We start from the raw sequence: 24903 nt of genomic DNA, 5'->3' as shown, positions 1-24903 counted from the left end.
GTGGCAAATGGACTATTCAAAGTGGGCAAAAGAACGCTTCAAACAGATGCACCCTGGCGCAAATGGCCGACTTCAAGCAGATTGGCAGCTTACCGATACCGCATTGCTTGATGCAGTCAAGTTGAGGCTGCCTCCGGCACGTACAATACCGATAATCTTCGTCCCAGGAATTATGGGATCAAACCTCTGTAACTTAAAAAACACGCCCGTCTGGCTTTTAAATGGAGTTAAAGGCGTGCCGGTTAAATTGGCCACCGCATGGGCCAGAAAGAATGCTGGCGATCGACAGCGAATTCTCCATCCCGGTCGTACAAAAGTCTACGCAGGAGGAGCTGTTCCAACGCGCAATTCGTCAGGTGGCCATACCGAACAGCACTACAAGAATCGGGGTTGGGGTGAAGTTTCGGAGGCAAGTTACCACCAATTTCTCCTTTGGCTGGACGAGAAAATAAACGCCGAGCCGAACCCAGCCAATTGGACGGATTTTTCGAATTCAACGGTACGACAACCAACAACGGTCATGGAGAAGCTGGGTACGCGCTTGCAATCGGGTTTAATAATGAAAATGCACGGCTTGCCCGATGTGGCAGAGGCGGGCTATTCAGTCGATCCCATTACATCAGACGACTTGCTCAAGCGATGCAAGTCAAACTTTCCAATCTATGCTTTTGGATACAACTGGCTTGCTTCTAATCAGGATGCAGCTAAACACCTAAAAGCAAGGATCGAGAGTATTATTTCTGACAACAATATTGGAGAAATAGAGTGCACCCAAGTAATTCTAGTGACGCATTCAATGGGTGGGTTGGTTGCTCGGGCGTGTAGTCAACTCCCCTTGATGAGCGACAAAATTGCAGGAGTCGTACACGGCGTGATGCCGGCAACTGGAGCGGCGGTCGCTTACAGACGTTGCAAAGTCGGAATGAGAGATGAGGATTTCGTGGCAGGGCTAGTAATCGGCTCAGATGGTAAGGAAGTGACCGCAGTGTTCGCGCAGTCGCCGGGCGCACTGCAACTTTTACCTTCAGAAAGTTATGGGCGAGGGTGGTTAGAAATAACTGATTCAACTGGAAAAACCATCGCGTCGCTTCCAATTGCAGACCCGTACAAAGAAATCTACCTGGAGCGAAATAGATGGTGGGGGCTTGTTAATGAGGAATGGCTAAAGCCGGAGGGCGGAACGCCGATTAGCTGGAACGTATTTTCTAAAAATATAGCGATAGCAAAAGAATTTCACCGTGGCCTTGCCGGCAAATATCATAAGAAGAGCTATGTGTTTTACGGAGGTGGGTCTGGAAAGGAAAGTTTTTCAAAGATTCGCTGGAGCATAGCGAGAGGAAATCTCCATATGGATTCTGCCGCTGGTCCACCATCAAGTACGATTCTAGCGATGAGTCATCGCGACATTAGAACCGACGGTTCTAATAATCTTTACATCGGGGGAGAAAAGACTACCCAAACCACTGCCCACGCCATTTCGCCGGTCGCAATTGCTATCGCTGTTGAAACCAGCCATTGGGAAGTCCGGTGTGGCGGGCATGATAGCTCCGGTGATGGGACCGTTCCAGCTCGCTCAGGGGGGAATCCACGCGAAACTGGTGGGAGCAGCATCTTGCAACAGTTTTCGCTCGGTGGAATACAGCACGAGCCAGCTTATAAAAACTACCCGATAGCTCAGCAAGTAACCCATTACGCAATAACCAAACTGGCAGCGCTTGCTGATCAAGAATGAAGAAAATCCCATTAATTCTAACAATGCTGATGATTGTCTTTGGTTGTACTTCAAAAAATGATGAGGGAATCAAAATGCAAGTTGAGAGTCACGAGCGAAAATTACAACATTGTATTGGACGCAGTGTTATCGAGTTGCCGAACTCGTTTACCGCGTCTTTAGTGACTACTGGAATTTTCAAAGAGCAAAGTGCTGTTGCGGAGGACGAAGCAATGGATGTTCTAGTGCGCGCCGGGATGGAACCGTCCAAGTTTGCGGTTACGCTGCAAAAGCGTAAGGCGGAACTGGAGGGTGCCAGTGATTCCCCAGTCAATGTTCTTCGCGAGGTGAGATCGCTAGGTAATGAAGCTACTTTGTTTCGTGTTCAAGAAATCGATGACGCTTACGTTAGCGAAATTTTTGTGCTTCGCGGAAGCAGCGTTGTTACTGCCCGCGTGCATTCATTTCAAAATGGGTATCTTGCTGCAGAGGAAAGGCTGATCCGCTTTGCCGAAGGAATTAAGGAATTGGATAAAGAGGGAAGTGCAGCTAATAATAAACAGTTTTGTCTGGGCACAATCAAGATCCCGGGAGATTTCCGGTCAGAGATAGGCAGTTTTCTGTTTAGAAACGGCAAAGGCGCGCAATTCGAAGTAAATACTGACACCTACGCCCCAGACGCTAGTGTTTCATTGCTTAAACGGATGTCAGGGCCGGAGTCATTGCTGCAGATTTTTAACGTTCGCCATAAGGTGTATCGCGCCGGCGAACGTACTGTTGGGGGTATGCGCGCACAGGAATGGCTGGGTTCAGCGCAAACAACTGAGGACGAAGATGCAAGTGAACTCCAATTTACATTGGAGACTATGCGCTCGTTACCTAGTAAAGCAGCCCCGCGTATCGACCTGACGTTTGAAACGGCGCAGCCACTCGAAGACGGGTCACAGACGAAGACGTTGATATCAAAAGATGAAGCAATTCGCCTATGGGATTCAGTCGTGGCTTCACTTCGCTCTGCTAACTCTTGAATCAGCTAAGTCCTTTAGTAATACGATTGGACTAGACTTCTAGTTGATAGAAGGCCTTGAGTAAACAAAAAAGGCGTCATGATCACTCATGACGCCTTCATTGCTGCAACAAATTCGTGGTAGGCCGTGCGGGATTCGAACCTGCGACCAACGGATTAAAAGTCCGCTGCTCTACCAGCTGAGCTAACGACCCGAAAGAGGCAGGATTATAGCCGGTGGTTCGGGTTTGCGCTAGTGCCGGGCGTGACGCATGTGCATCACGCTTCAGCGCGCAGCCTCGATCCCCTTGACCCATGACTTGGCCGGCAGTTTGGTCGTCGCCACGATCTGCGCGGCGCGCGCGGCCAGGACCGCGATGTCGAGTTCCGGTTTGGTCTTGAAACACAGGGCCACGACGTTCCCGTCGTGTACTTCCGGCAGGCAGATCACGTGGGCGAAGGCGAAGCGCATCGCCTTGATGTTCTTGTTGTAGCTCGGATGGTCGCCGAACAGGTTGACGGTCATGATGCCGTCGTCGACCAGGCAGTCCCTGCAGGCAGTATAGAACTCGGGTGTGTCGAGCACCGGGCCGCGTGCGGTGGCGTCGTACAAATCGCACTGGATCACGTCGAGGCTGCCGTGGTTATCGAGGTCGTTCACGAAGTCGAGCGCATCCATCTCGAGCAGGTTCAGTCGCTCATCCTCTGGCGGCAGCTTGAACATGGTGACGCAGATCGAGATGACCGAAGGATTGAGTTCGACGGCCGTCACTTGCGCCTCGGGAAACTGGCGGTAGCAGTATTTGGTGAGCGTGGCCGCGCCGAGTCCGAGCTGGACGATGTTGCGGGGCGCTTCCTTGAACAGCATCCAGGCCATCATCTGCTGCGCGTATTCGAGTTCCGGCCAGTCGGGCTTGCGGATGCGCATCGCGCCTTGCACCCATTCGGTGCCGAAATGCAGATAGCGCACGCCGTCCTGTTCGGACAAGGTGACGGGGGCGAATTTGGCTTTGCGGGCGGGACGGCGCGAGGATTCGGCTTGTTCGATGGATTTGCGTTTGATGAGCATAGGACGGCCTGGTGGAATCGCCCTATTATCAGCGGTTGGGTTCCCGCCGCGCAAGCGCAACGGGAACGGAGGCAAACTTAATACTGGTCCGGCTCCACCGACACGCGCAGGCGCACGCGGTTGCCCGGGTCGCGCTGCATGAAGGCGGTGTGGTTCTGGCCGCGGTATTCGTAGGTCACGTCGTAGCCGACCGTGCGCGAATCGACGGCGTCGACGGTGCGGCACTGGCGCACGGCCTGTTCCTGGACGCCGTTGTTGTACTGGCGGCCATTGTTTTCGACCCGGTCGCCGACCACGGCGCCGGCGATCGCGCCGGCGGCGGTTGCTGCCACGCGGCCGTTACCGCCGCCGATCTGGTTGCCGAGCAGGGCGCCGGCAATGCCGCCGACGATCGAGCCACCGGCGCCGCGCTGCTGCTGCACCGGCACTTGCTGGTATTCGGTGCGGCATTCCTGGCGCGGCTGGCTGAACTGCTCGACGCGCGGCTCGACACGCACCACGCGTCCGAAGTCTTCGAATTGCGCTGCCTGGGCAAGCGGGAGGGCGCACAGCCCCAGGGCGGAAATCAGTAGTTTCGATGGCATGTTCATGAGGGACCTCGTAGTCGGTGCAGGATTGGTGGGTACGTCCACCCGCGTATGTTAATCCGGCTGTGACTGTTTCGCGGCCCTGTGTGGCAACAAAATGTAACGGCTCCGGGCACTCCTGCCAAGAATCGCAAAAATACGGAAAGATGCCAAAAATCGGGGTCAAAAGGCCTGAAAAGCGGCGAATCCTTTCACAAACACGGCATTCCGGCACATTCGGGTTGCTTCGGTTACCACAAAAGAGTACCCTTGCGCTTGTGATTTATTGGCGCGCGGAAACGATTAGGAGAACAGCGTCGGCCCCGGCCACACACCAAATCAACTTGAGGGAAAAATGAGTTTGTTGATGAGAGTGCCGTCCAATCTTGTGCAGGCTATTCGCGCCTACCGCGTGCCGGAACTGCTGGAAGAAGCGGTACGCATGGGTCACCATTTCCTGTACGCGCATTGCGCCACGACGCTGACCAAGCAACAGGTATGCGCCCGCATCGGCGAGAACTTTTATTTCCCCAAGGCCTGCAGCAAGAATTTTGACGCCCTGCGCACTTGTCTGACCGAGACGATTTCCGGCGCCGGTCCCCAGCCCGGCTTCCTGGTGGTGCTCGAGCAACTGCCCCACACTCAGAAATTCGACAAGGAAGCACGCGAGACCCTGCTCGACGTGTTCCGCGATGCGGCCGAATACTGGGCCGAAAAGAAAGTGCCGTTCCGCGTTTTTTACTCGTTCCAGTAGTCCGTCGCAGCTGGCCGCGGCCGGTTTCTGATTATGGGGCCGTACTGGCGCTGTCGTATTTGGCGCAGGTCAATACGGTACAATGCGCGCTATGAAAAACATCGTCATCCTCATTTCTGGCCGAGGTAGCAACATGGAAGCGGTCGTCCGTGCTGCGCAGTCGGAAAGGTGGCCGGCGCGGATTGCCGCGGTGATCAGCAACCGGCCTGAGGCCAAAGGACTGGCGTTTGCCGAGGCCCAGGGCATCCCGACCGTGGTCGTGCCGAGCAAGCATTTTTCCACACGTGCCGAGTTCGACGCCGCGCTGCAAGCTGAAATCGACCGCTTCGCACCGGACCTCGTGGTACTGGCCGGTTTCATGCGGATACTGACGGCGCCCTTCGTGGAACATTATGCGGGGCGGATGCTGAACATTCACCCGTCGCTGCTGCCGGATTTTCCGGGACTCGATACACATGGCCAGTGCCTCGCCGCGGGCAAGCAGGAACACGGCGCGACCGTGCATTTCGTGACGGCCGAGCTCGACCATGGACCGATGGTCGCCCAGGCACGCGTTGACGTGCTGCCGGGCGACACCGAAGAGACGCTATCGGCGCGTGTGCTGCTCGAGGAGCACAAGCTCTACCCCTACGCGGTACGCCTGTTCATCGAAGACAGGCTGCGCATCGAACAAGGCGAGGTTCGCATAGCGGACACCCAGCTCGCCACCACCCCTATTTAATTCAAGTAGTTCATATATTCAAGGATTTTCATGAGATTGCCACCAGCGATACTCGGCAGTACCGAAGAGGTATTGCGCGAGATCTTGCGCTTCACGGCCCCGGCCGACGTCACCCTGTCGCGTTACTTCAAGGATCACCAGCGCCTCGGTTCGCGCGAGCGCGGCGTCGTTGCCGAAGCGGTGTATTCCGTCCTGCGCAACAAGACCTTCTTCACCGAGTTCGGTGGCACTGGCGGCACGCCGTCGATGCGTCGCCTGGCGCTGCTGGGCCTGTCGGAAACGGTCGGCATCGAGTCGCTCAGCGGCCTGTCCGACGAAGAAAACGAATTCCTCACGCGCATCAAGGAAATCGACCGCAACCTGCTGCCGCCGCTGGCGCAGGCCAACATGCCGCAGTGGCTGTACGACAAGCTGGTCGCCCAGTACGGCGAGGCCGAGGCCAAGGAACTGGCAGCCGTGCTGAACACGCCGGCGCCGCTGGACCTGCGCGTCAATTCGATCAAGGCCAATCGCGATGAAGTCATCGCCACGCTGGCCGAAGCGCCGATCACCGCCACGCCGACGCCATACTCGCCGCTGGGCCTGCGCGTGCTGAAACGGCCGACGCTGCAAAACCTGCCGCTGTTCAAGGATGGCGCGATCGAAGTGCAGGACGAGGGCAGCCAGGTGCTGGCCCAGATCGTGGCCGCGCGCCGCGGCGAAATGGTGGTCGATTTCTGCGCCGGCGCCGGCGGCAAGACCCTGGCCCTGGGCGCGACGATGCGCAACACCGGCCGCCTGTACGCCTTCGACGTGTCGGAAAAGCGCCTCGCGAAACTGAAACCGCGCCTGGCGCGGAGTGGCCTGTCGAACGTGCATCCGGTCCTGATCGCGCACGAGCGCGACGCCAAGATCAAGCGCCTGGCCGGCAAGATCGACCGCGTGCTGGTCGACGCGCCATGTTCGGGCCTGGGCACGCTGCGCCGCAATCCCGACGTAAAATGGCGCCAGCCGGAGAGCGCCGTGGCCGAGATGCAGGTCAAGCAGGCTGCGATTCTCGCCGGCGCCGCGCGCCTGCTCAAGGGCGGCGGACGCCTGGTGTACGCCACCTGCTCGCTGCTGAACGAAGAGAACGACTTCATCGTCGAGCAATTCCTGGCCGCGCACCCGGATTTCGATCTGGTGCCGATGAGCAAAGTCCTGGCCGAGCAAAAGATCGACCTCGACATGGACCAGTACCTCAAACTCATGCCGCACAAGCATGGCACCGACGGCTTCTTCGCCGCCGTGCTCGAGCGTAAACCGATGGTCCCCAAGGCGCCCAAGGCGGCGCCCGCGGAAGACACCGCAGACGAAGAGTAAGGAGCACCAATCAGATGCCGTTGACCGACCTGTTGCAGGAACTGCTCGAGGACATCAGCCATCCCCGTATCCTGTGGCAGGCGCTGGCCATCCTGGGAGCGGTCGTGTTCGGCCTGCTGCTGGCGCGCTTCATCCGGCGCGGCTGGCTGCATGAGGACGATTCCCGGAATGCCATCCAGCGCATCGGCGTCGAAGGCTTCGGCCGGGTACTGGCGCCGCTGTTGATCACCGGCGGCGTCTGGCTGGCGATCCTTCTGCTGCAGAGACACCAGAACGTCAACCTGCTGCGGGTGGCCCTGCCGGTATTCGGCTCGATGGCGCTGATCCGCATCGTCTTTTATCTGCTGCGGCGCGTGTTTGCGCGCCACGGCCAGATTGGTCCGGCGCTGCACACCTCCGAAAAGATCCTGGCGACCATCGTCTGGGTCGGCGTTGCGCTTTATCTCACCGGCATGTGGCCGGACATCATCAAATTCCTCGAAAACAAGGAACTGCCGATCGGGAAGGCACGTCCCTCGCTGCTCGGCATCCTGCAAGGCCTGGTCTCGGTCGTGGTCCTGATGATGCTGGCGCTGTGGGCCGGCGCTGCGCTGGAAGACCGCCTGATGGGCATCGAGCGCATGCACAGCTCGCTGCGCGTGGTCCTGGCGCGCATGAGCCGCGCGATCCTGATCGTGGTGTCGCTGCTGGTCAGCCTGCGTCTCGTCGGGCTCGACCTGACGGTGCTGTCGGTCTTCGGCGGGGCGCTTGGCGTCGGCCTCGGCCTCGGTATGCAGAGGATCGCCAGCAACTATGTGTCGGGCTTCATTATCCTGCTCGAACGCAGCCTGACCATCGGCGACCCGATCACCGTCGACAAGTATTCCGGGCGCGTTACCCGCATCAATACGCGCTACACGACGCTGCAGGCGCTGGACGGCACGCAAACCCTGCTGCCGAACGAAATGCTGATCACCGGTGTCGTCCTGAACCAGTTCGGCACCAACCGCGCCGTGCGCCTGAGTACGCGCCTGATCGTCGCCTACGACAGCAATCTCGACGACGTCATGGCGCTGCTGCTGCGCCAGGCCGACGGCGTCGAGCGTGTCGTCGAGGACCCGGCGCCGTCGGTGCAACTGAATGCTTTCGGTCCGACCGGCTACGAGCTGGAACTGGGCTTTTCGATCGTCGACGCCGAAAAGGGCGGCGGTTCGGTCATCTCCGCCGTGAACCAGAATATCTATGCGCTAGTACATTCAGGCGCGATTCGGCTCGGTTTGCCGCCGCAAATGCTGCAAATGCCCCCTGTATAGTGTAGATATGCTAACGCTATCGTGCAGATTTGTTCCGGGAAGTGCACATTCCGGCCCCGCTCGTGCCGTGCGTCATCGGAAGTGCGTAGAATATGGCCTGCGGTGTGGTCCCCCTCGACCACCCTGTGCGACCTTCTCCCAGAAAGACGGCGTGCCTAGACAAGCAATTATTTTGGAGCCTTAATGAGCTTTAGCAACATGCTGCATTCCGTACTGGAATTCATGAATACCGGCTTGATTGGCCTTAGCGGCTGGGAAGTCGTGATCTACACGCTGATCGTCACCCACATCACCATTGCCAGTGTCACGATTTACCTGCACCGCCACCAGGCGCACCGGGCGCTGGAACTGCACGCCATTCCGAGTCACTTCTTCCGCTTCTGGCTGTGGCTGACCACGGCCCAGGTCACCAAGGAATGGGCGGCCATCCACCGCAAGCACCACGCGAAATGCGATACCGAGGAAGACCCGCACAGCCCGGTCACCCGCGGCATCAAGAAAGTCCTGTTCCAGGGCGCCGAGCTGTACAAGGTCGAAAGCAAGAACAAGGAAACCCTGGCCAAGTATGGTCACGGCACCCCGGACGACTGGATCGAGCGCAATGTGTACACCCCGTACAGCCTGGCCGGTGTGATCGCGCTGCTGTTCATTAACTTCACGCTGTTCGGCGTCATCGGCATCACCATCTGGGCGATCCAGATGATGTGGATTCCGATTACCGCGGCCGGCATCATCAATGGCCTGGGTCACTATTGGGGCTACCGCAACTACGATTGCGCTGATGCGGCGACCAACATTTTCCCGTTCGGCATCCTGATCGGCGGCGAAGAGCTGCATAACAACCACCACACCCATGCTACCTCGGCCAAGCTGTCGAGCAAGTGGTACGAGATCGACATGGGCTGGGGCTATATCCGCGCCCTGGAAATGATGGGCCTGGCCAAGGTGAAGAAAGTTGCGCCGGAGCCGAAGTTTGCCAAGGACAAGATCGTGGCCGACCTCGACACTCTGCAATCGGTGATTACCAACCGCTACGACGTGATGGCGAAGTACACCAAGTCGGTCAAGCGCGCTTTCCACGAAGAACTCGAGCATCTGACGCACAAGGCCGAACTGCAAAAGCCGTTCCTGAAGTCTTCGCGCAAGCTGCTGCAGCAGGAACCGGCCAAGCTGGAACTGTCGCAGAAAGAGCAGCTCGTCGAGCTCTTCAAGCACAGCAAGGCGCTGGAAACGATGCACCACATGCGCGTCGAGCTGGGCGCGATCTGGGAACGTTCGCACGCCACGCGCGACCAGCTGCTCCAGCAACTGCAGGACTGGTGTACCCGCGCTGAAGCCTCGGGCATCAAGTCGTTGCAGGAATTCTCGATGCGCCTGCGCAGCTACGCATAAGACCGCGTACCAATGCAGCAAACGAAAAAGGCTCCTTCGGGAGCTTTTTTTTCGTCCCTCATTCCGACATGCGCTTGAGCTGGGCGATGCGCTGGCGGGTCAGCTCGGCCTGCACCGACGCCGGGTCGACCGGCAGGCGCACGGTGGCGAGGTAGGCGCGCCAGGCATCGCGGTAGGCCAGCCAGGCATGCTGGCTGGCGCGCACATCGTTCCGCGCCACCGTCGAATAGCCAAGGCGCTCCGGGTGCTTGTCGTTCTTGGATGGGATGGCCAGCACCCTGCGGTAGTGCGCATCCAACTGCCGGTCGAGCCCGGCAAGTTGCGCCGCGTCGGTGCGCGCAAGTGTGCCGCGCGCCGCCTTGAATACGGTTTCCACGAACTCGTTGTCGCGTCGCCCACCATGCCGGAAGGAGAATCCGACGCCGCCGCTGCCGCTCAGGTCGACCTCGCCGGTCGATTGTTCGGCGAACGCATCGGCAGCCTTGCGCAGCAGCGCGAAGGCCGCGCGCGCGTCGGGCGCCAGGCTTGCGGCGAACCGGTCCAGGCGAACGCGCCGCACGCGGTCGGCCCGGCCTTCGTCGATGGAAGTGCAGACGCCGCCCATGCGCCCGCTCGTGATGTGATCGCACAAGTCGAAAGGCGGGCCGTCGGACGCCATGGCGCCGGCGGCAAGATGCTCGACCCGTGCTTCCATCTCGGCTTTGGCCGTATCGAGGCGGCAGGCGTGATACAGGGCGCGATCGGCGTCGCGCGCCGTACCGTAGCCGTTGGCATGCAACATCATCAGCACGGCGTCGTCGCCGAGCGCCAGCGCAGATTCCCGCACCTGGCGCCATTCGCTTGCCGTGGTGGCAGCGTGGTCACGCTTGCGGTAGTAGTGCTCGGTCGCCCTGGTAGGCAAGAAATCGAGGACGGGCGTGGCGGCGTAGGCGGGCGACGGCGCAAGGTGGGCAACGCGCATGCACTGGAGATACCATTCTTCGCCGTCATTGAAGCCGACGCCGAATCCGCGTGTGTTCGGATAGGCGGGGGCCTCCACAGCGGCGGCATGCGCGCCCAGGGCGGCCGCGAGCAGGACGGCGTAAGCGGCGCGGCAAAGAACGTGGGTGCGGCGGGGCATGGTGACGGTGGTGTCGAGGGTGTCGGATTTGGGACACCGCTACTATACCCAGCTAATCTTGCCAGAAATGCACAGATTGTCACCAAGGGTGCATAAACAAAAAAGCCGCGCACTTGCGTGGGCGGCTTTCTTTGTACGGCACCAGGACCAATTACTTGATCTTGGTTTCCTTGTACGGAACGTGCTTGCGTGCTTTCGGGTCGAATTTGATGATTTCCATCTTCGCCGGCATCGTGCGCTTGTTCTTGGTGGTGGTGTAGAAGTGACCGGTACCTGCAGTCGATTCCAGCTTGATTTTGTCGCGGCCAGTTTTTGCCATGATAGCTCCCTAATTAAACTTTAACGCCACGAGCGCGCATGTCGACCAGAACAGCGTCGATGCCCAGCTTGTCGATGACGCGCAGGCCGGCGTTGGACAAACGCAGCGAGACCCAGCGGTTTTCGGATTCCACGAAAATGCGGCGGTTCTGCAGGTTAGGCAGGAAACGGCGTTTCGTTTTGTTGTTTGCGTGGGAGACGTTGTTGCCAACCATCGGACCCTTGCCAGTAACTTGGCAGACACGTGCCATAGCGCACTCCTTAAAAATAAACTTCCGAATTCGGAAAAACGAGAGTATAGCGTGAAAACCATCGCGGAATCAATCACTTGCAGAAAACAAGTGTGTCTTGTGCATGTCGCGTGATTTAACAATTGTAAAATCGTGGCTAGCGCCTTGTTTTCACAAAGTTTACTGAACAGCAGCCTTACAGCTGCCCATGCTCGGCGAAGGAATGCACCTGTGTCCCCGCCACCACAAAATGGTCGAGCACTCGTACATCGATCAGGGCCAGGGCCTTGACCAGGGCCTGGGTCAGCGTCAGGTCCGCTTCGCTCGGCTGGGCGACGCCGGACGGATGGTTGTGGGCCAGCATGACACCCGAGGCATTGCGCCGCAATGCCGCCACCACCACTTCGCGCGGGTAGACGCTGGTGTGGGTCAGGGTGCCGCGAAACATTTCTTGGGAATCGATCAGGCGGTTCTTCACGTCGACAAACAACACCACGAAGGATTCGTAGGCTTGCAAGCCGAACTTGCCGCGCAAGTAGTTCTTGACGACGTCCGGCGAGCACAGCGCCTGGCGAAAGAATTCCTCGGAGATCGCGCGGCGCGACAGCTCCATCACCGCCTGCAGCTGGGCGTATTTTGCCGGTCCCAGGCCATTTACCTGTGAAAACTCTTGCGGGGTGGCGTGCAGCAGCCTTTGCAGCGAGCCGAAATAGTCGAGCATGTGGCTGCCGAGTTCGACCGCGTTGCGGCCGCGCACGCCAACGCGCAGGAAAATCGCCAGCAGTTCGGCGTTCGACAGCGCCGCCGCCCCTTCGCGCGCCAGCCGTTCGCGCGGCCGGTCCTGTTCCGGCCAATGATTGATGCCCATGATCCCTCACTCGGTGCACGCGCCGGCAGGGACGCCTGGCTGCGTGAGACCGGATTATCGGGCGACCAGGAGAGGGCGTACTGAGGAAGTCGAAACGTGCGGCCCCTGCGCGCGAACAGGCGCTCGAGCGAGCGTCAGCTGCCTGGCTTCGCCTCGAAACTGACCGGCGCATTGGCGCCACGTTTGCGCCGGATCACGACCGTGCCCGCCATCTTGTCGTGCCATCCCTGTTTGCGGGGATCGATGCCGATCCAGAAAAATCCCAGGAAAAGCCCGATCAGCGACACGTAGTAGCCGACGTAACGGACAACGCACTGGAGCATGCTTGGTGCGGCGCCCGTACGGGCATCGACGACGGTGGCGCCGATGGCCATCTTGCCCGGCGTACCGCCCAGCTTGCGCCACATTACGACGACCAGCACGGCAGGGATGACATAGGAGATCAGGATGTCGGCGGGCCCTTGCAGATAGCCTTCATATTCCCAGTAAGCGCTGCCGTAGATCGCGAACAAGGGCGGCACGGTAATGAGCAACAAAAAAACGGTGTCGATCAGCGAGGCCCAGACGCGCAGCCAGAAACCGGCGTATTCCAGCTCTGCTTCCTGTTTCATCATGGACGGATCCTGTAGTTTGTACATTCGATAAACGAAAACAATAACACCATTGCACCACGCCTTGCCCAGCGTGGCGCCGCTGCCATAAAAAGCAGCGGCCGCGAGGCGAGAAGGGCAGCGGTGGCTTACAATAGCGGTTTGCCCGTCACAACAATTAACATGTCCAACGCTCCTCCTGCTGTCGTCACCGAATCGGCCTACCTCACGCTGCATTACCGCCTGGCGAACGCCGAGGGCGCCGACATCGTCACGACCTTCGGCACCAATCCCGCGACCCTGATGCTTGGCCAAGGGCAGCTCGCGCCTTTCCTGGAAGAGCGCCTGCTCGGCATGGAGGAAGGCGAGCACAGGACGTTCACGCTGAGCCCGCTCGACGCTTTCGGCGAGCGCAACCCGGAGCTGCTGCAGTGGGTGTCGAAAGCCACGCTCGACGAGAACTCGGTGCCCGGCGCCGACTACAAGGCGGGCGACCTGGTCGACTTCGCCGCGCCCGGCGGGGGCCGCTTCGCAGGCATGCTGCGCGAGATGAAGGATGACGCCGCCCTGTTCGACTTCAACCACCCGCTGGCCGGCCAGGCGCTGCATTTCGAAGTCAAACTGATTTCGGTCTTGTGATCAAGGAAAAGATGATGGAAAACGAGATTCTGCTTGCCCAGCCGCGCGGCTTTTGCGCCGGCGTCGACCGCGCCATCGAGATCGTCGAACGCGCCCTGTTGCAGTTCGGCGCGCCGATCTATGTACGCCACGAAATCGTCCACAACGCCTATGTCGTGGCCGATCTGCGCGACAAGGGCGCCATCTTCATCGAAAACCTCGATGACGTCCCGTCCGGCAACACGCTGGTGTTCTCGGCGCATGGTGTCTCGAAGGCCGTGCGCGCGGAAGCCGAGTCGCGCGGTCTCAAGATTTTCGATGCGACCTGCCCGCTGGTGACCAAGGTGCACGTCGAGGTCTCGAAGATGCGCAAGAGCGGCGCCGAGATCATCATGATCGGCCACGACGGCCACCCGGAAGTCGAGGGCACGATGGGGCAGGCGGAAGAGGGCATGCACCTGGTCGAAACGGTGGAGGACGTGGCAAGGCTGCAAGTGGCCAATCCGGATAACCTGGCTTACGTGTCGCAGACCACGCTGTCGGTCGACGACACCGCCGAGATCATCGCCGCCCTGAAAGCCCGCTTCCCCGGCATCTCGGAGCCGAAAAAGGGCGACATCTGCTACGCCACCACCAACCGCCAGGAAGCCGTGAAATTCATGGCGCCGCAAGTGGAAGTCGTGGTCGTGGTCGGCAGCCCGAACAGCTCGAATTCGAACCGCCTGCGCGAAGTGGCGGACAAGATGGGCACACCGGCCTACATGGTCGACAACGCCGTCGGCATCGACCCGGCCTGGATTGTCGGCAAGAAGCGCATCGGCGTCACCGCCGGCGCCTCGGCGCCGGAAGTGCTGGTGCAGGCCGTGATCGACCGCCTCAAGGAATTGGGCGGCGCCAGCGTGCGCGCGCTCGAGGGCGTCGAGGAGCACGTCACCTTCCCGCTGCCCAAGGGCCTGGACGGGATCCGTCCCGAAGTGCTGTAAGGACGTGGCTGGCTTTTCGGCGCCAATCCGGCGCCGCGGTAATTATCCATTGTGAATTCGATAAAAATCTCGTTATGATGGCGGCGGCACCTCGGACTCATCCGGGTGCCGTTTTTGTTATTGGAAGAGCGAGGCAGCGAACGATGGAGACTTTTGTCCAGCAGATACTCAATGGGCTGGTGCTAGGCAGCATGTATGCACTGGTCGCGCTCGGGTACACGATGGTCTACGGGGTGCTGAACCTGATTAACTTCGCCCACGGCGACGTCCTGATGATCGGTGCGATGGTCGGCCTGTCGATCCTGCAAGTGCTCGAGAATTATTTCCCTGGCCTGCCGGGCTATCTCCAGCTGGCGCTCGCCATTCTCGGCGCCATACCGGCGGCCATACTGGTGAACGTATTGATCGAGCGGGTCGCCTACCGCCGCCTGCGCAATGCGCCGCGCCTGGCGCCCCTGATCACCGCCATCGGCGTTTCGATCCTGCTCCAGACCTTCGTCATGGCGATGCCCTTCTGGGGCCGCAACCCGCTGCCCTTTCCGCAACTGTTGTCGTCCGAGCCGATCATGATCGGCGGGGCGATGATTTCGCAAACCCAGGTGCTGCTGCTGGTGCTCGCCGCGCTGGCGATGGTGGCGCTGGTGCTGCTGGTCGAGCGCACCAGGATGGGCCGCGCGATGCGCGCGGTGGCCGAAAATCCGCGCGTGGCCGGCCTGATGGGCGTCGACTCGAACAGCGTCATCGTCGCCACCTTCGCCATCGGCGCCGCACTCGCCGCCGTGGCCGGCGTGATGTGGGGCGCCAACTACGCCTCGATCACTTTTACGATGGGCGTGCTGCCGGGCCTGAAGGCCTTCTGCGCGGCGGTGCTGGGCGGTATCGGGAACATCTACGGCGCCATGATCGGCGGCCTGCTGCTGGGAATCATCGAAGCGCTCGGCGCCGGCTATATCGGCGACCTGACCGGCGGCTTCCTCGGCAGCCATTACCAGGATATCTTCGCCTTCGTGGTGCTGATCCTGGTGCTCACCCTGCGTCCGTCCGGGATCATGGGCGAACGCGTGGCCGACCGGGCTTAAGGGGATACCATGGCTCTGATGACTTTCGACGTCCACCACCACCCGCGCAAGGCTTACGTCTCGATGGCCCTGCTGCTGGTGGCGATGCTGGCCTTCCCCTTCATTGCCGGCATGTACGGCAACTCCTGGGTGCGCATCATCGACATCGCGCTGCTCTACATCATGTTGGCGCTCGGCCTGAACATCGTGGTCGGCTTCGCCGGCCTGCTTGATCTCGGCTACATCGCCTTCTTCGCGGTCGGGGCCTACCTGGCCGGATTGTTCTCGTCGCCGCAGTTCGCGGCCCTGCTCGAATCGGTGGTGAACTACCACCCCGCGATCGGCGCTGCCTTGGTCAGCATGTTCGGCCCGGAGATCGCACTCAACGGCATCCACCTGTCGGCCTGGGCGATCGTGCCGCTGGCCGGGCTGGTGGCGGCCCTGTTCGGCGCGCTGCTGGGCGCCCCGACCCTGAAACTGCGCGGCGACTATCTCGCCATCGTCACCCTCGGCTTCGGCGAGATCATCCGCATCTTCATGAACAACCTGAACGACCCGATCAATTTCACGAACGGGCCGCAGGGCATCAACATGATCGACCCGATCCGCGTGTTCGGCGTTTCGCTGGCCGGCGAGGCCGGGTCGCAGTCCACCGTCTACATCGGCAGCTATGCGATGCCCTCGGTGAACGCCTATTATTTCCTGTTCCTGTTCCTGTGCATCGCCACCATTTTCGTCACCAGCCGCCTGCAGCACTCGCGCCTGGGCCGCGCCTGGGTCGCGATCCGCGAAGACGAAATCGCGGCGAAAGCCATGGGCATCAACACCCGCAACGTCAAGCTGCTGGCGTTTTCGATGGGCGCCTCCTTCGGCGGCGTGGCCGGCGCCATGTTCGCCGCCTTCCAGGGTTTCGTTTCTCCGGAATCGTTCTCGCTGACCGAATCGATCGCCGTGCTGGCGATGGTGGTGCTGGGCGGTATCGGCCACATCCCGGGCGTGGTGCTGGGCGGCGTGCTGCTGGCCGCCTTGCCGGAAGTGCTGCGCCACGTCGTCGAGCCGGCGCAGATGGCGGTGTTCGGCAAGGTCGTGATCGAAGCCGAAGTGCTGCGCCAGCTGCTCTACGGCCTGGCCCTGGTGCTGATCATGCTGGTGCGGCCGGCGGGCGTGTGGCCGTCGCCAAACCGCGAAGACCGCCCGACGGCGGCGCTGGCGCGCGACGATGACATGAGCGAGAAGGAGGCGGCGGCATGACGATGCGCGAGCCCTTCCTGTTGAACGTCTCGGGCGTGAACAAACGCTTCGGCGGCCTGCAGGCGCTGACCGACGTCGGCCTGCAAATCCAGCGTGGCCAGGTGTATGGCCTGATCGGCCCGAACGGCGCCGGCAAGACCACCTTCTTCAACGTCATCACCGGGCTCTACCAGCCCGACAGCGGCGTCTTCGAGCTGGCCGGCAAGGCGTATTCGCCCTCGGCCCCGCATGCGGTGGCCAAGGCGGGAATCGCCCGCACCTTCCAGAATATCCGCCTGTTCGGTGAAATGACGGCGCTGGAAAACGTGATGGTCGGGCGCCACGTGCGTACGAAGCAGGGCGTCTTCGGCGCTATCTTCCGCCACAAGGCGGCGCGGCTGGAAGAAGCCGCGATCAGGCAGCGCGCCCAGGAATTGCTCGATTTCGTCGGCATCGGCCAGTTCGCCGGCCGCACCGCGAAATTCCTCTCGTATGGCGACCAGCGCCGCCTGGAAATCGCGCGCGCGCTCGCCACCGACCCGCAACTGCTGGCGCTGGACGAGCCGGCGGCCGGCATGAACGCCACCGAAAAGCTGGCCCTGCGCGAGCTGCTGGTGAAGATCAAGAACGAAGGCAAGACCGTGCTCCTGATCGAACACGACGTGAAACTGATGATGGGCCTGTGCGACCGCATCACCGTGCTTGAGTACGGCAAGCGCATCGCCGAAGGCGTACCGCTCGACATCCAGAAAGACCCGGCCGTGATCGCGGCCTATCTCGGGGGCGCGCACTGATGAGCGACTTAGTGAACAGCGTGAGCAGCAGCGTTCTCAAAATCGCCGGGCTGAAGGTGTCCTACGGCGGCATCAAGGCCGTCAAGGGCCTCGACCTCGAAGTCAACCGCGGCGAACTCGTCACGCTGATCGGCGCGAACGGCGCCGGCAAGACGACGACCCTGAAAGCCATCACCGGCACCCTGCCGTCGTGCAAGGTGGAAGGATCGATTTCCTATCTCGGCCAGCCGCTGGCGGGTCGCCAGGCGCACCAGCTGGTGCAGCAAAAGCTGGCGATGGTGCCGGAAGGGCGCGGGGTATTCACCCGCATGAGCATCCGTGAAAACCTGTTGATGGGCGCCTACACGCGCACCGACAAGGCCGAAATCGAACGCGATATCGAAAAATGGTTCAGCGTGTTCCCGCGTTTGAAGGAACGGTCGACCCAGCTGGCCGGCACCCTGTCCGGCGGCGAGCAGCAGATGCTGGCGATGGCGCGCGCCCTGATGTGCCACCCGACGCTGCTGCTGCTCGACGAACCCTCGATGGGCCTGGCGCCGATCATGGTGGAAAAGATTTTCGAAGTGATCCGCGACGTGTCGAAGCAGGGCATCACGATGCTGCTGGTCGAACAGAATGCGCGCCTGGCGCTGCAGGCCGCGCACCGCGCCTACGTGATGGATTCGGGCCTGGTCACCATGACCGGCGACGCCCGCGCGATGCTCGACGATCCGCGGGTGCGGGCGGCTTATCTCGGTGAATGAGCTGGGCACATGAGCTTTCCTGGCGCGCCCGATATTGCACAGACCGGCGGCGGTGGGGTCAGGGCCATCGACCGCCTGCACATGCGCAGCTATTTCGCGATTCCCTACGCGGCGCCCCCGCTTGGCAACTTGCGCTGGGCGGCGCCGGCGCCCGCGCAACCGTGGAGCACCGCGCTGGCGCATACCCGCTCGGCGGCGCCCAGCCTGCAGACCGGCAGCAGCCCGTTTCGGCTCATGGGCGACAGCGAGGACTGCCTCTACCTCGACGTGCATGCGCCGACAGGGCAGGGTCCGTTCCCGGTGATGGTCAACCTGCATGGCGGGAACTTTCATACCGGTGGCGCGGTGGTCTACGCCGACCCGTCGCCACTGGTCACGCAGGGCGTGATCGTCGTCAATGTCGGCTACCGGCTGGGCGCGATGGGCTTCCTCGCGCATCCGGCCCTGGCCGTCGACGGCGCGGCGGGCAATTACGGCATCATGGACCAGCAGGCAGCCTTGAGGTGGGTGCGGGAGAATATCGCCGCCTTCGGGGGAGACCAGCAGAATGTGACCTTGCTCGGTCAATCGGCCGGCGGCTTTTGCGTCATGGTCCATCTGGCCGCGCCCGGCTCGCAGGGCCTGTTTCACAAGGCCATCGTGCAGAGCGGGAATTACGGCAATGACCGCCAGCTGACGGCGGCGCAGATGGGCGCTGCCAGCGCCGCGATTGTCGATGCGGCGATCGATGCCGCGAAGGCGGCCGGCGTCGACGGCGTCGATTGCATCCCGGGACACATCGACGCCGCCTGTCTGCGCAGCCTGCCGGACGTCGTCGTCCGTAGGTATCTTGCCGACGCCATGGCCGCCGCCTTGCCGGTGATGGTGCCTTCGGTCGACGGCAAGGTGCTGCCGAAGCCGGTCAAGGCGAGTTTTCTGGCCGGCGAGAACATGCGCGTGCCGCTGGTGATCGGCAGCACCCGGGACGAATATGCGCTCTACCTTGCCATCGGCGAGGCCGCGCGCAGGGCGGCGGCCCGCCCGCCGCATGTCGACCCGCTGGATGCCGGCGTTGATGCTGGATTTAATGCCTGTTTTGCGCTGCCGGCAGCGGCGTATGCCCCGACGGTCGCTGCCTTGACGGCGGGCACCGGCGTCGACGTGGATGCCGTGCTCAGCACTTTCTATCCCTTGGCCAATTACGGCGCGGACCCGGCGATTCAGCCGAGCCTGGCGACGGCAGCCATGGCCACCGACCTCGGCTTTGCCTGCCCGGCCTTGCGCACGTGCCAGCGCATCGCCGCGCAAGGCACGCCGGTGTGGATGTACGAATTTCGCGACCGCACGGCCCTCCCCACCGTCGGCATGGCGGAGGGCGATTACACCCTCAGCTTCCCGCAAGGCGCCGCCCATTCCTACGACTTGCAATACCTGTACAACATGGGCGAGCTCGGCAACGACGAACGGCGCCGGCTGCAGGCGGCCATGGCGCGCTACTGGACCAATTTCGCGAAAACGGGCAACCCGAACAGCGGCGCCCGGGTAGCGGCCGACTGGCCGTCGTTTACAGGGCCCTCCACGGTGCTCGGCCTGGATGTGGCATCCGGCGGAGGCATTGCCCTGCTGGATGACTTCGACGCCGACCACCAATGCAGCGGCGCCTGGGGCATGGTGCGCTTCTGATTGCGCCGCCGTAAACGCCAACGGGCCGCCTGATCTCTCAGGCGGCCCGTTGTTTTACAGCCTGCCGAAGCAGGCCGCAAGGGAAATGACTTAGGCGGCAGCAGCAGCGTTGGCGGCGAAACCAGGCGCTTTGGCGGCAGCCTGGGTGAACTGCGACACGGCGCTGTTCACGTTGTTTTCGACGGTTTCGACAGCTTGCTTGCTGGTCTTGCTGAACTGCTCGTAGCCGGCGTTGGCATTGCTGATGGCGGTCTTGATGGCGGCGACAAACGTCTCCGAACCGGCAGGAGCATTCTTGCTCACTTCGTCGACCAGGGCGATGACCTTGCGGTTCGCTTCGACGATCTGGCTTTCGGCGGCTTTCGAGAACTCGGCGCCGGTGCCGGTGGCGATGGCGGCCAGCTGACGGTTGTAGGCGACAGCTTTTTCAGCGGCAGGCTGGGCTTGCGTAGCGACAACCTGGAAGAACTCTTGTGGCGCCTTGACCGACATCAGCTGGCGGGCGGTGTTCGAGCTGTTTTCCATGGCGGCGCGTGCGGTAGCGATGTTCAGCTCGACCAGCTTTTCCATGCTTTCGAAGGTTTTCGCGCTCAGCGACGAAAACAGTGCGAACTGGGCTTCGAAATTGGTTTTGGTGGCATTCGAGAACTGCTCTGGGATTGCAAACATGTGGATCTCCAAACAAACGTTATAGGAAGGTATGCTGCCGGAACCGATGTTGCTGGTCCCTTGACCGGTGCCTCGAAAGTATGGTGCACCGCAACAGAAGCAAGTTTGGCCGGTTTTTGAATGCACGTCAAGCGAATTTGGTGCGTTGCACCATGGCATCCTCGTCTGTTGTTTTGTTGCATCCGAAGAAATACTTCGAGGCAATAGAGATTGCTGCGCGCATCGGCCGATCGGCGTTCCGCTTGCGTCCTGAAGTGCAGCGGCGCCCTATGCTAGACTTGTCCTGCGCTCATCGGAATCCCCGGTCCCTGGCGCCCCATGCCATGGCCGACACCACCTTAGTTCCCCGCTCCACGCACCGCTGGCTGTTGCCGGCGTTTTTCGTTGTGCTGTGGAGCACCGGCTTCATCGTCGCCAAGTTCGGCTTGCCGTATGCACCGCCGCTGACCTTCCTGCTGCTGCGCTGCACGGGCGTGCTGCTGGTGCTGCTGCCGCTGTTGCTGGTATGGGGCGCGCCCTGGCCGCACGGACGTGTCCTGCACATCGCGATTGCCGGGCTGTTGCTGCAGGCGGGCTACCTGGGCGGCGTCTGGTGTGCGATCAAGATCGGCATGCCGGCCGGGCTGTCGGCGCTGATCGTCGGCCTGCAGCCGATCCTGACGGCGGTGGCCGCGCCCCTGATCGGTGAGCACGTGCGGCCGCGCCAGTGGCTGGGCCTGCTGCTGGGTCTGGGCGGGGTAGCGCTGGTAGTGGCGGCCAAGACCGCGACGGACGGCTTGTCCTTCCAGTCGATCCTGTATTGTGTGATGGCGCTGCTGTCGATCACCGCCGGCACGCTGTACCAGAAGCGCTATTGCCCCAGTTTCGATTTGCGGGTCGGCACCGCGATCCAGTTCGCGGTGTCGATTGCGGCACTGCTGCCGCTGGCGATTCTTTTGGAACAGTTCGATTTGTCGCTGTCTAAAGTAGAGTGGGGCGCGCGCTTCATCGGGGCGCTCCTGTGGTCAATTTTCGCGCTCTCGATCGGCGCGATCTTCCTGCTCTTTCGGCTCATCAGCCGGGGCGCCGCCCTGGAGGTAACGAGCCTGCTGTACCTGACCCCGCCGACAACCGCCATCATGGCCTGGCTGCTGTTTGGCGAAACGCTCGGACCGCTGGCCCTGCTGGGCATGCTGGTGGCCGTGGCGGGGGTCGCATTCGTGATGAAGAAACCGGAGCTGACATGATTTCAAACCCACAACAAGAAGCGGTCGACGCCGCGATCACTTCGCGCCGTTCGACCCGCGCCTTCCTCGACCAGCCGGTCGCGCGCGAGGACATCGAGCGCATCCTCGAAGTGGCGGCGCGCGCCCCGTCCGGCACCAATACCCAGCCCTGGAAAGTCTATGTGCTGCTCGGTGCGGCGCGCGTAGCCCTGTCCGACGCGATCCTGGCCGTCCACCAGGACCCGGCCCAGTCGCGCCAGCACACCGAGGAATACGCCTACTATCCGCGCGAATGGGTGTCGCCTTTCATCGACCGCCGGCGAAAAGTCGGCTGGGACCTGTACAGCCTGCTCGGCTTGACGCGCGACAATAAAGAGGGCATGGCCGCACAGCACGCACGCAATTTCCGCTTTTTTGACGCGCCAGTCGGCCTCATCTTCACGATCGACCGCGTGATGGAGCAGGGCTCCTGGCTCGACTACGGCATGTTCTTGCAAAACATCATGGTCGCGGCGCGCGGGCGCGGGCTCGACACGTGCCCGCAGGCGGCGTTTACCCAGTATCACCGAATCATTGCCGCCCAGCTGGAACTGCCGGAAAATGAAACCGTCGTCTGCGGCATGGCGCTGGGCTGGGCCGACCGCACCAGGGTCGAAAACACGCTCGTCACCGAACGCGAGCCGGTGGCCTCGTTCGTGCGCATCCTGGAGTAAATACGGGCATGTCTCCCCGTTCCGGGACGCGTAAAGACATGCGCGTGTGTCATGTTGCGCTTGGCAGACAAGGGCAGGTTTAGTTGCGCCATGCATGACGCATATCGTTGTATTGCGGCAAAATAGCCGAAGCAAATGTTAAATTCGCTTGCAGTTGACTTGTGGATGATTACACTGGGGCAATGCCTCATCCGTTCCGTGTGAAGGAAAGTAGAAAATGTTGAAGTTGCTGTTGGCCGCCCTGATCTCGCTGTTCCTGATGGCCGAGCCTGTTTCGGCTGCCGGGGCGGGCGCTGGCGCCGGTGCCGGTGCGGGCGCCGAGAAGGCCCGTGCGGCAAAGGGCAAGCGTCCCGTCGTCAAGAAAAAAGTCGTTCGGAAGCAGGTCGCCAAGGCCAAACGCAAGGGCAAGCGCGGCAAGGACCTGGCCGCTGCGGTGGCCCTGGATGGCCGCCAGCGCATGGTGCGCCGCGTCGAGACCGTGCGCGGCAAGCGCCGCGTGACCTACCATATGGCGCGCCGGGCGGCACCGGTCATCATGGCGCCTGCGCTGCGCACTGCCGGCGACATGGCCGGCCTGCACCAGACCCGTGATGCGCTGTCGCTGCGCTCGAGCGTGGCCCTGGTGCTCGACCAGAATACGTCCGAAGTGCTGTTCGAGAAAAATGCCAACGTTGCGCTGCCGATCGCCTCGATCACCAAGCTGATGACCGGCGTGATCGTGGTCGACGCCAACCTCTACCTGGACGAAACCCTGGTCATCAGCAACGACGACGTCGACCGCCAGAAGTTCAGCAGCTCGCGCCTGCCCGTCGGCGCGCGCATGACCCGCAACAGCCTGCTGCATATCGCGCTGATGAGTTCGGAAAACCGGGCGGCGGCGGCACTCGGACGCAACTACCCCGGTGGCATCAACGCTTTCGTCGTAGCAATGAACGCCAAGGCGCGCGCGCTGGGCATGAACGACACCCATTTCGTCGACGCCAGCGGCCTGTCGAGCCGCAACGTATCGAGCGCGCGCGACCTGGCGCGCCTGGTGGCTTACGCGCACCAGAAACCGCTGCTGCGCCAGTATTCGACCGATCCGAACTGGGTGGTCGAGGCCAGCGGGCGGCCGATGCGCTACAACAATACGAACTACCTGGTGAAGCTGCCGGACTGGAACATCGGCCTGCAAAAGACCGGTTTCATCAACGAAGCAGGGCGCTGCCTGGTAATGCAGGCCACGATCCAGGGTCGCAACGTGATCATGGTCTTCCTCGATTCGAAGGGCAAGATGTCGCGAACCGCCGATGCCGGCCGCATGCGGCGCTGGCTCGAGGCGCTGACGCCCGACACGCTGCGCCCGGCTGCCGCCAACGGCGCCGCCACGGCTGCTGCGGCGGCAAGCGAGGCGGCGCATGCCGCCCACGCCGCGTTCCGTCCGGTAACCGTGCCGACGATCCGCTAAGCGACGTCCCGATAACCCAGGGTCGACGAAATCTGGCTGGCGGTCTGGACCAGATCGTCCAGCCACTCGTCCTGCAGGCGGTCGGCCGGCGCCGAGATCGACAGGCCGGCGACCAGCTTGCCGCTGTCGTCGTGGATGCCCGCCGCCATGCAGCGCACCCCCAGCTCCAGCTCCTCGTTGTCGCGCGCATAGCCGCGCGCGCGCACCAGGCTCAGCTCGCGCTCGAGCTTGGCCAGGTCGGTGATCGAATTCTTGTTGTGGCCTGCGAGACCGGTACGGGTGGCGTAGGCGCGAATCGCCTTGGCTTCGTCCACCGACAGAAACAACTTACCGGTAGAAGTCAGGTGCAGCGGGCCGCGTCCGCCGATGGCGCGCACCACCTGCATGCCGGAACGCTCGGAAAAGGCGCGGTCGATATACACGATCTCGTCGCCCTGGCGCACCGAGAGGTTCACCGTTTGCTGGGTTTTCTTGTGCAGGGCGCGCATGTAGTCGAGCGCCGCTTCCCGTACCGAGAGCCGGCTTTTCACCACATTGCCCAGTTCCAGCAGACGCATGCCGAGCCGGTAAGTGCCGGGCTCGACGCGGTCGACGAAGCGGGTTGCCACCATGTCGTTGAGGATGCGGTGCGCCGTCGAGGGATGCAGGCCCGAGACTTTCGACAATTCCTTCAGGCTGACCGGATCGGGATAGGTTGCCAGCGCATCGAGCAGGGCAACCATGCGCTCGATCACCTGGATCGATGTCTTCGGCGCTTCAAGGGTGTCGATTTTCATGATGGGCTTGGTGCAGTGCAGTATCGC

The 24903-nt window shown here is 61.7% G+C and carries 26 protein-coding genes and 1 tRNA gene; 17 read left to right on the top strand and 10 right to left on the bottom strand.

What is annotated here, in order from left to right:
• Positions 1–7 precede the first annotated feature (7 nt).
• Positions 8–1732, top strand: a complete 1725-nt coding sequence (locus AC56KZ_RS07595; protein ID WP_497161544.1) for an esterase/lipase family protein — start codon at positions 8–10, stop codon at positions 1730–1732.
• A complete protein-coding gene (locus AC56KZ_RS07590) occupies positions 1729–2739 on the top strand; it encodes a T6SS immunity protein Tli4 family protein (protein ID WP_497161543.1) in 1011 nt (336 codons plus the stop codon). The genes AC56KZ_RS07595 and AC56KZ_RS07590 overlap by 4 nt, the downstream gene beginning before the upstream one ends.
• A gap of 117 nt (positions 2740–2856) precedes the next feature.
• Here the strand turns inward: AC56KZ_RS07590 and AC56KZ_RS07585 are convergent.
• The 3 genes from AC56KZ_RS07585 to AC56KZ_RS07575 form a co-directional block, all read right to left on the bottom strand.
• Positions 2857–2932 (bottom strand) — tRNA-Lys (locus tag AC56KZ_RS07585).
• A 71-nt stretch (positions 2933–3003) separates the two neighbouring features.
• A complete protein-coding gene (locus AC56KZ_RS07580; RefSeq protein WP_497161542.1) occupies positions 3004–3786 on the bottom strand; it encodes a spermine/spermidine synthase domain-containing protein in 783 nt (260 codons plus the stop codon).
• A 77-nt stretch (positions 3787–3863) separates the two neighbouring features.
• The gene (locus AC56KZ_RS07575; RefSeq protein ID WP_497161541.1) at positions 3864–4376 is read right to left on the bottom strand and encodes a glycine zipper 2TM domain-containing protein; all 513 of its coding nucleotides are present in this window, start codon (positions 4374–4376) and stop codon (positions 3864–3866) included.
• A gap of 331 nt (positions 4377–4707) precedes the next feature.
• Here AC56KZ_RS07575 and AC56KZ_RS07570 point away from each other — a divergent pair, with 331 nt between their 5' ends.
• From AC56KZ_RS07570 to AC56KZ_RS07550, 5 genes are all read left to right on the top strand, one after another.
• Complete coding sequence (locus AC56KZ_RS07570; RefSeq protein WP_497161540.1) at positions 4708–5106, top strand: barstar family protein; 399 nt, start codon at positions 4708–4710, stop codon at positions 5104–5106.
• A gap of 91 nt (positions 5107–5197) precedes the next feature.
• Positions 5198–5827, top strand: a complete 630-nt coding sequence (gene purN, locus AC56KZ_RS07565; protein ID WP_497161539.1) for a phosphoribosylglycinamide formyltransferase — start codon at positions 5198–5200, stop codon at positions 5825–5827.
• Between the two features lie 30 nt (positions 5828–5857).
• Complete coding sequence (locus AC56KZ_RS07560) at positions 5858–7168, top strand: RsmB/NOP family class I SAM-dependent RNA methyltransferase (RefSeq protein WP_497161538.1); 1311 nt, start codon at positions 5858–5860, stop codon at positions 7166–7168.
• A 14-nt stretch (positions 7169–7182) separates the two neighbouring features.
• On the top strand, positions 7183–8460 hold the full coding sequence (locus AC56KZ_RS07555; protein ID WP_497161537.1) for a mechanosensitive ion channel family protein: 1278 nt from the start codon (positions 7183–7185) through the stop codon (positions 8458–8460).
• Between the two features lie 183 nt (positions 8461–8643).
• A complete protein-coding gene (locus AC56KZ_RS07550) occupies positions 8644–9852 on the top strand; it encodes a DesA family fatty acid desaturase (RefSeq protein ID WP_497161536.1) in 1209 nt (402 codons plus the stop codon).
• Positions 9853–9910: 58 nt separating this feature from the next.
• Here AC56KZ_RS07550 and AC56KZ_RS07545 read toward each other — a convergent pair whose 3' ends face one another.
• The 5 genes from AC56KZ_RS07545 to AC56KZ_RS07525 all read right to left on the bottom strand — a co-directional run bounded on the left by AC56KZ_RS07545 (position 9911) and on the right by AC56KZ_RS07525 (position 13002).
• Positions 9911–10972, bottom strand: a complete 1062-nt coding sequence (locus tag AC56KZ_RS07545; protein ID WP_497161535.1) for a lysozyme inhibitor LprI family protein — start codon at positions 10970–10972, stop codon at positions 9911–9913.
• A 151-nt stretch (positions 10973–11123) separates the two neighbouring features.
• On the bottom strand, positions 11124–11294 hold the full coding sequence (gene rpmG, locus AC56KZ_RS07540) for a 50S ribosomal protein L33 (protein ID WP_182991897.1): 171 nt from the start codon (positions 11292–11294) through the stop codon (positions 11124–11126).
• A 10-nt stretch (positions 11295–11304) separates the two neighbouring features.
• Positions 11305–11541: a 50S ribosomal protein L28 gene (rpmB, locus tag AC56KZ_RS07535; protein WP_497161534.1), complete on the bottom strand. Its 237-nt coding sequence runs from the start codon at positions 11539–11541 to the stop codon at positions 11305–11307.
• A 175-nt stretch (positions 11542–11716) separates the two neighbouring features.
• A complete protein-coding gene (gene radC / locus AC56KZ_RS07530; protein WP_497161533.1) occupies positions 11717–12388 on the bottom strand; it encodes a RadC family protein in 672 nt (223 codons plus the stop codon).
• A gap of 134 nt (positions 12389–12522) precedes the next feature.
• The gene (locus AC56KZ_RS07525; RefSeq protein ID WP_497161532.1) at positions 12523–13002 is read right to left on the bottom strand and encodes an RDD family protein; all 480 of its coding nucleotides are present in this window, start codon (positions 13000–13002) and stop codon (positions 12523–12525) included.
• A gap of 159 nt (positions 13003–13161) precedes the next feature.
• On the opposite strand from AC56KZ_RS07525, the gene AC56KZ_RS07520 reads away from it, so the two are divergent.
• The 7 genes from AC56KZ_RS07520 (at position 13162) to AC56KZ_RS07490 (ending at position 20066) form a co-directional block, all read left to right on the top strand.
• Complete coding sequence (locus AC56KZ_RS07520) at positions 13162–13617, top strand: FKBP-type peptidyl-prolyl cis-trans isomerase (RefSeq protein ID WP_497161531.1); 456 nt, start codon at positions 13162–13164, stop codon at positions 13615–13617.
• 14 nt (positions 13618–13631) lie between these two features.
• Positions 13632–14579 carry a 4-hydroxy-3-methylbut-2-enyl diphosphate reductase gene (gene ispH / locus AC56KZ_RS07515; RefSeq protein WP_497161530.1) on the top strand — a complete coding sequence of 316 codons (948 nt, stop codon included), beginning with the start codon at positions 13632–13634 and terminating at the stop codon, positions 14577–14579.
• A gap of 143 nt (positions 14580–14722) precedes the next feature.
• Positions 14723–15658, top strand: a complete 936-nt coding sequence (locus tag AC56KZ_RS07510; RefSeq protein ID WP_497161529.1) for a branched-chain amino acid ABC transporter permease — start codon at positions 14723–14725, stop codon at positions 15656–15658.
• A gap of 9 nt (positions 15659–15667) precedes the next feature.
• Entirely contained in the window at positions 15668–16888 is a 1221-nt protein-coding gene (locus tag AC56KZ_RS07505) for an ABC transporter permease subunit (RefSeq protein WP_497161528.1), read from the top strand.
• A 2-nt stretch (positions 16889–16890) separates the two neighbouring features.
• A complete protein-coding gene (locus AC56KZ_RS07500; protein WP_497162123.1) occupies positions 16891–17661 on the top strand; it encodes an ABC transporter ATP-binding protein in 771 nt (256 codons plus the stop codon).
• A gap of 20 nt (positions 17662–17681) precedes the next feature.
• Positions 17682–18404, top strand: a complete 723-nt coding sequence (locus AC56KZ_RS07495; RefSeq protein ID WP_497162122.1) for an ABC transporter ATP-binding protein — start codon at positions 17682–17684, stop codon at positions 18402–18404.
• A 9-nt stretch (positions 18405–18413) separates the two neighbouring features.
• Positions 18414–20066, top strand: a complete 1653-nt coding sequence (locus tag AC56KZ_RS07490; protein ID WP_497161527.1) for a carboxylesterase/lipase family protein — start codon at positions 18414–18416, stop codon at positions 20064–20066.
• A 90-nt stretch (positions 20067–20156) separates the two neighbouring features.
• Here AC56KZ_RS07490 and AC56KZ_RS07485 read toward each other — a convergent pair whose 3' ends face one another.
• Positions 20157–20735, bottom strand: a complete 579-nt coding sequence (locus AC56KZ_RS07485; RefSeq protein WP_497161526.1) for a phasin family protein — start codon at positions 20733–20735, stop codon at positions 20157–20159.
• Between the two features lie 323 nt (positions 20736–21058).
• Between AC56KZ_RS07485 and AC56KZ_RS07480 the strand changes: the two genes are divergently transcribed.
• The 3 genes from AC56KZ_RS07480 (at position 21059) to pbpG (ending at position 24100) form a co-directional block, all read left to right on the top strand.
• On the top strand, positions 21059–21961 hold the full coding sequence (locus AC56KZ_RS07480) for a DMT family transporter (RefSeq protein WP_497161525.1): 903 nt from the start codon (positions 21059–21061) through the stop codon (positions 21959–21961).
• On the top strand, positions 21958–22653 hold the full coding sequence (locus AC56KZ_RS07475) for a nitroreductase (protein WP_497161524.1): 696 nt from the start codon (positions 21958–21960) through the stop codon (positions 22651–22653). Before AC56KZ_RS07480 ends, AC56KZ_RS07475 begins: the two co-directional genes overlap by 4 nt.
• 217 nt (positions 22654–22870) lie before the next feature.
• Positions 22871–24100 (top strand): D-alanyl-D-alanine endopeptidase, encoded by a 1230-nt coding sequence (pbpG, locus tag AC56KZ_RS07470; protein ID WP_497161523.1) that lies wholly within the window; start codon positions 22871–22873, stop codon positions 24098–24100.
• On the opposite strand, the gene AC56KZ_RS07465 is transcribed toward pbpG, so the two are convergent.
• Positions 24097–24876: an IclR family transcriptional regulator gene (locus AC56KZ_RS07465; RefSeq protein WP_497161522.1), complete on the bottom strand. Its 780-nt coding sequence runs from the start codon at positions 24874–24876 to the stop codon at positions 24097–24099. The genes pbpG and AC56KZ_RS07465 overlap by 4 nt on opposite strands.
• Between the last annotated feature and the right edge of the window lie 27 nt (positions 24877–24903).

Source organism: Telluria sp. LT2P34 (genome assembly GCF_059685915.1).
The sequence above is the reverse complement of the archived record's forward strand: the minus strand, read 5'-3'. Positions and strand labels throughout refer to the sequence as shown.

Coding starts and splice junctions, on each gene's coding strand:
- AC56KZ_RS07595 (WP_497161544.1), top strand. CDS start 8: ATGGACTATTCAAAGTGGGCAAAAGAACGCTTCAAACAGATGCACCCT.
- AC56KZ_RS07590 (WP_497161543.1), top strand. CDS start 1,729: ATGAAGAAAATCCCATTAATTCTAACAATGCTGATGATTGTCTTTGGT.
- AC56KZ_RS07580 (WP_497161542.1), bottom strand. CDS start 3,786: ATGCTCATCAAACGCAAATCCATCGAACAAGCCGAATCCTCGCGCCGT.
- AC56KZ_RS07575 (WP_497161541.1), bottom strand. CDS start 4,376: ATGAACATGCCATCGAAACTACTGATTTCCGCCCTGGGGCTGTGCGCC.
- AC56KZ_RS07570 (WP_497161540.1), top strand. CDS start 4,708: ATGAGTTTGTTGATGAGAGTGCCGTCCAATCTTGTGCAGGCTATTCGC.
- purN (WP_497161539.1), top strand. CDS start 5,198: ATGAAAAACATCGTCATCCTCATTTCTGGCCGAGGTAGCAACATGGAA.
- AC56KZ_RS07560 (WP_497161538.1), top strand. CDS start 5,858: ATGAGATTGCCACCAGCGATACTCGGCAGTACCGAAGAGGTATTGCGC.
- AC56KZ_RS07555 (WP_497161537.1), top strand. CDS start 7,183: ATGCCGTTGACCGACCTGTTGCAGGAACTGCTCGAGGACATCAGCCAT.
- AC56KZ_RS07550 (WP_497161536.1), top strand. CDS start 8,644: ATGAGCTTTAGCAACATGCTGCATTCCGTACTGGAATTCATGAATACC.
- AC56KZ_RS07545 (WP_497161535.1), bottom strand. CDS start 10,972: ATGCCCCGCCGCACCCACGTTCTTTGCCGCGCCGCTTACGCCGTCCTG.
- rpmB (WP_497161534.1), bottom strand. CDS start 11,541: ATGGCACGTGTCTGCCAAGTTACTGGCAAGGGTCCGATGGTTGGCAAC.
- radC (WP_497161533.1), bottom strand. CDS start 12,388: ATGGGCATCAATCATTGGCCGGAACAGGACCGGCCGCGCGAACGGCTG.
- AC56KZ_RS07525 (WP_497161532.1), bottom strand. CDS start 13,002: ATGATGAAACAGGAAGCAGAGCTGGAATACGCCGGTTTCTGGCTGCGC.
- AC56KZ_RS07520 (WP_497161531.1), top strand. CDS start 13,162: ATGTCCAACGCTCCTCCTGCTGTCGTCACCGAATCGGCCTACCTCACG.
- ispH (WP_497161530.1), top strand. CDS start 13,632: ATGGAAAACGAGATTCTGCTTGCCCAGCCGCGCGGCTTTTGCGCCGGC.
- AC56KZ_RS07510 (WP_497161529.1), top strand. CDS start 14,723: ATGGAGACTTTTGTCCAGCAGATACTCAATGGGCTGGTGCTAGGCAGC.
- AC56KZ_RS07505 (WP_497161528.1), top strand. CDS start 15,668: ATGGCTCTGATGACTTTCGACGTCCACCACCACCCGCGCAAGGCTTAC.
- AC56KZ_RS07500 (WP_497162123.1), top strand. CDS start 16,891: ATGCGCGAGCCCTTCCTGTTGAACGTCTCGGGCGTGAACAAACGCTTC.
- AC56KZ_RS07490 (WP_497161527.1), top strand. CDS start 18,414: ATGAGCTTTCCTGGCGCGCCCGATATTGCACAGACCGGCGGCGGTGGG.
- AC56KZ_RS07485 (WP_497161526.1), bottom strand. CDS start 20,735: ATGTTTGCAATCCCAGAGCAGTTCTCGAATGCCACCAAAACCAATTTC.
- AC56KZ_RS07480 (WP_497161525.1), top strand. CDS start 21,059: ATGGCCGACACCACCTTAGTTCCCCGCTCCACGCACCGCTGGCTGTTG.
- AC56KZ_RS07475 (WP_497161524.1), top strand. CDS start 21,958: ATGATTTCAAACCCACAACAAGAAGCGGTCGACGCCGCGATCACTTCG.
- pbpG (WP_497161523.1), top strand. CDS start 22,871: ATGTTGAAGTTGCTGTTGGCCGCCCTGATCTCGCTGTTCCTGATGGCC.
- AC56KZ_RS07465 (WP_497161522.1), bottom strand. CDS start 24,876: ATGAAAATCGACACCCTTGAAGCGCCGAAGACATCGATCCAGGTGATC.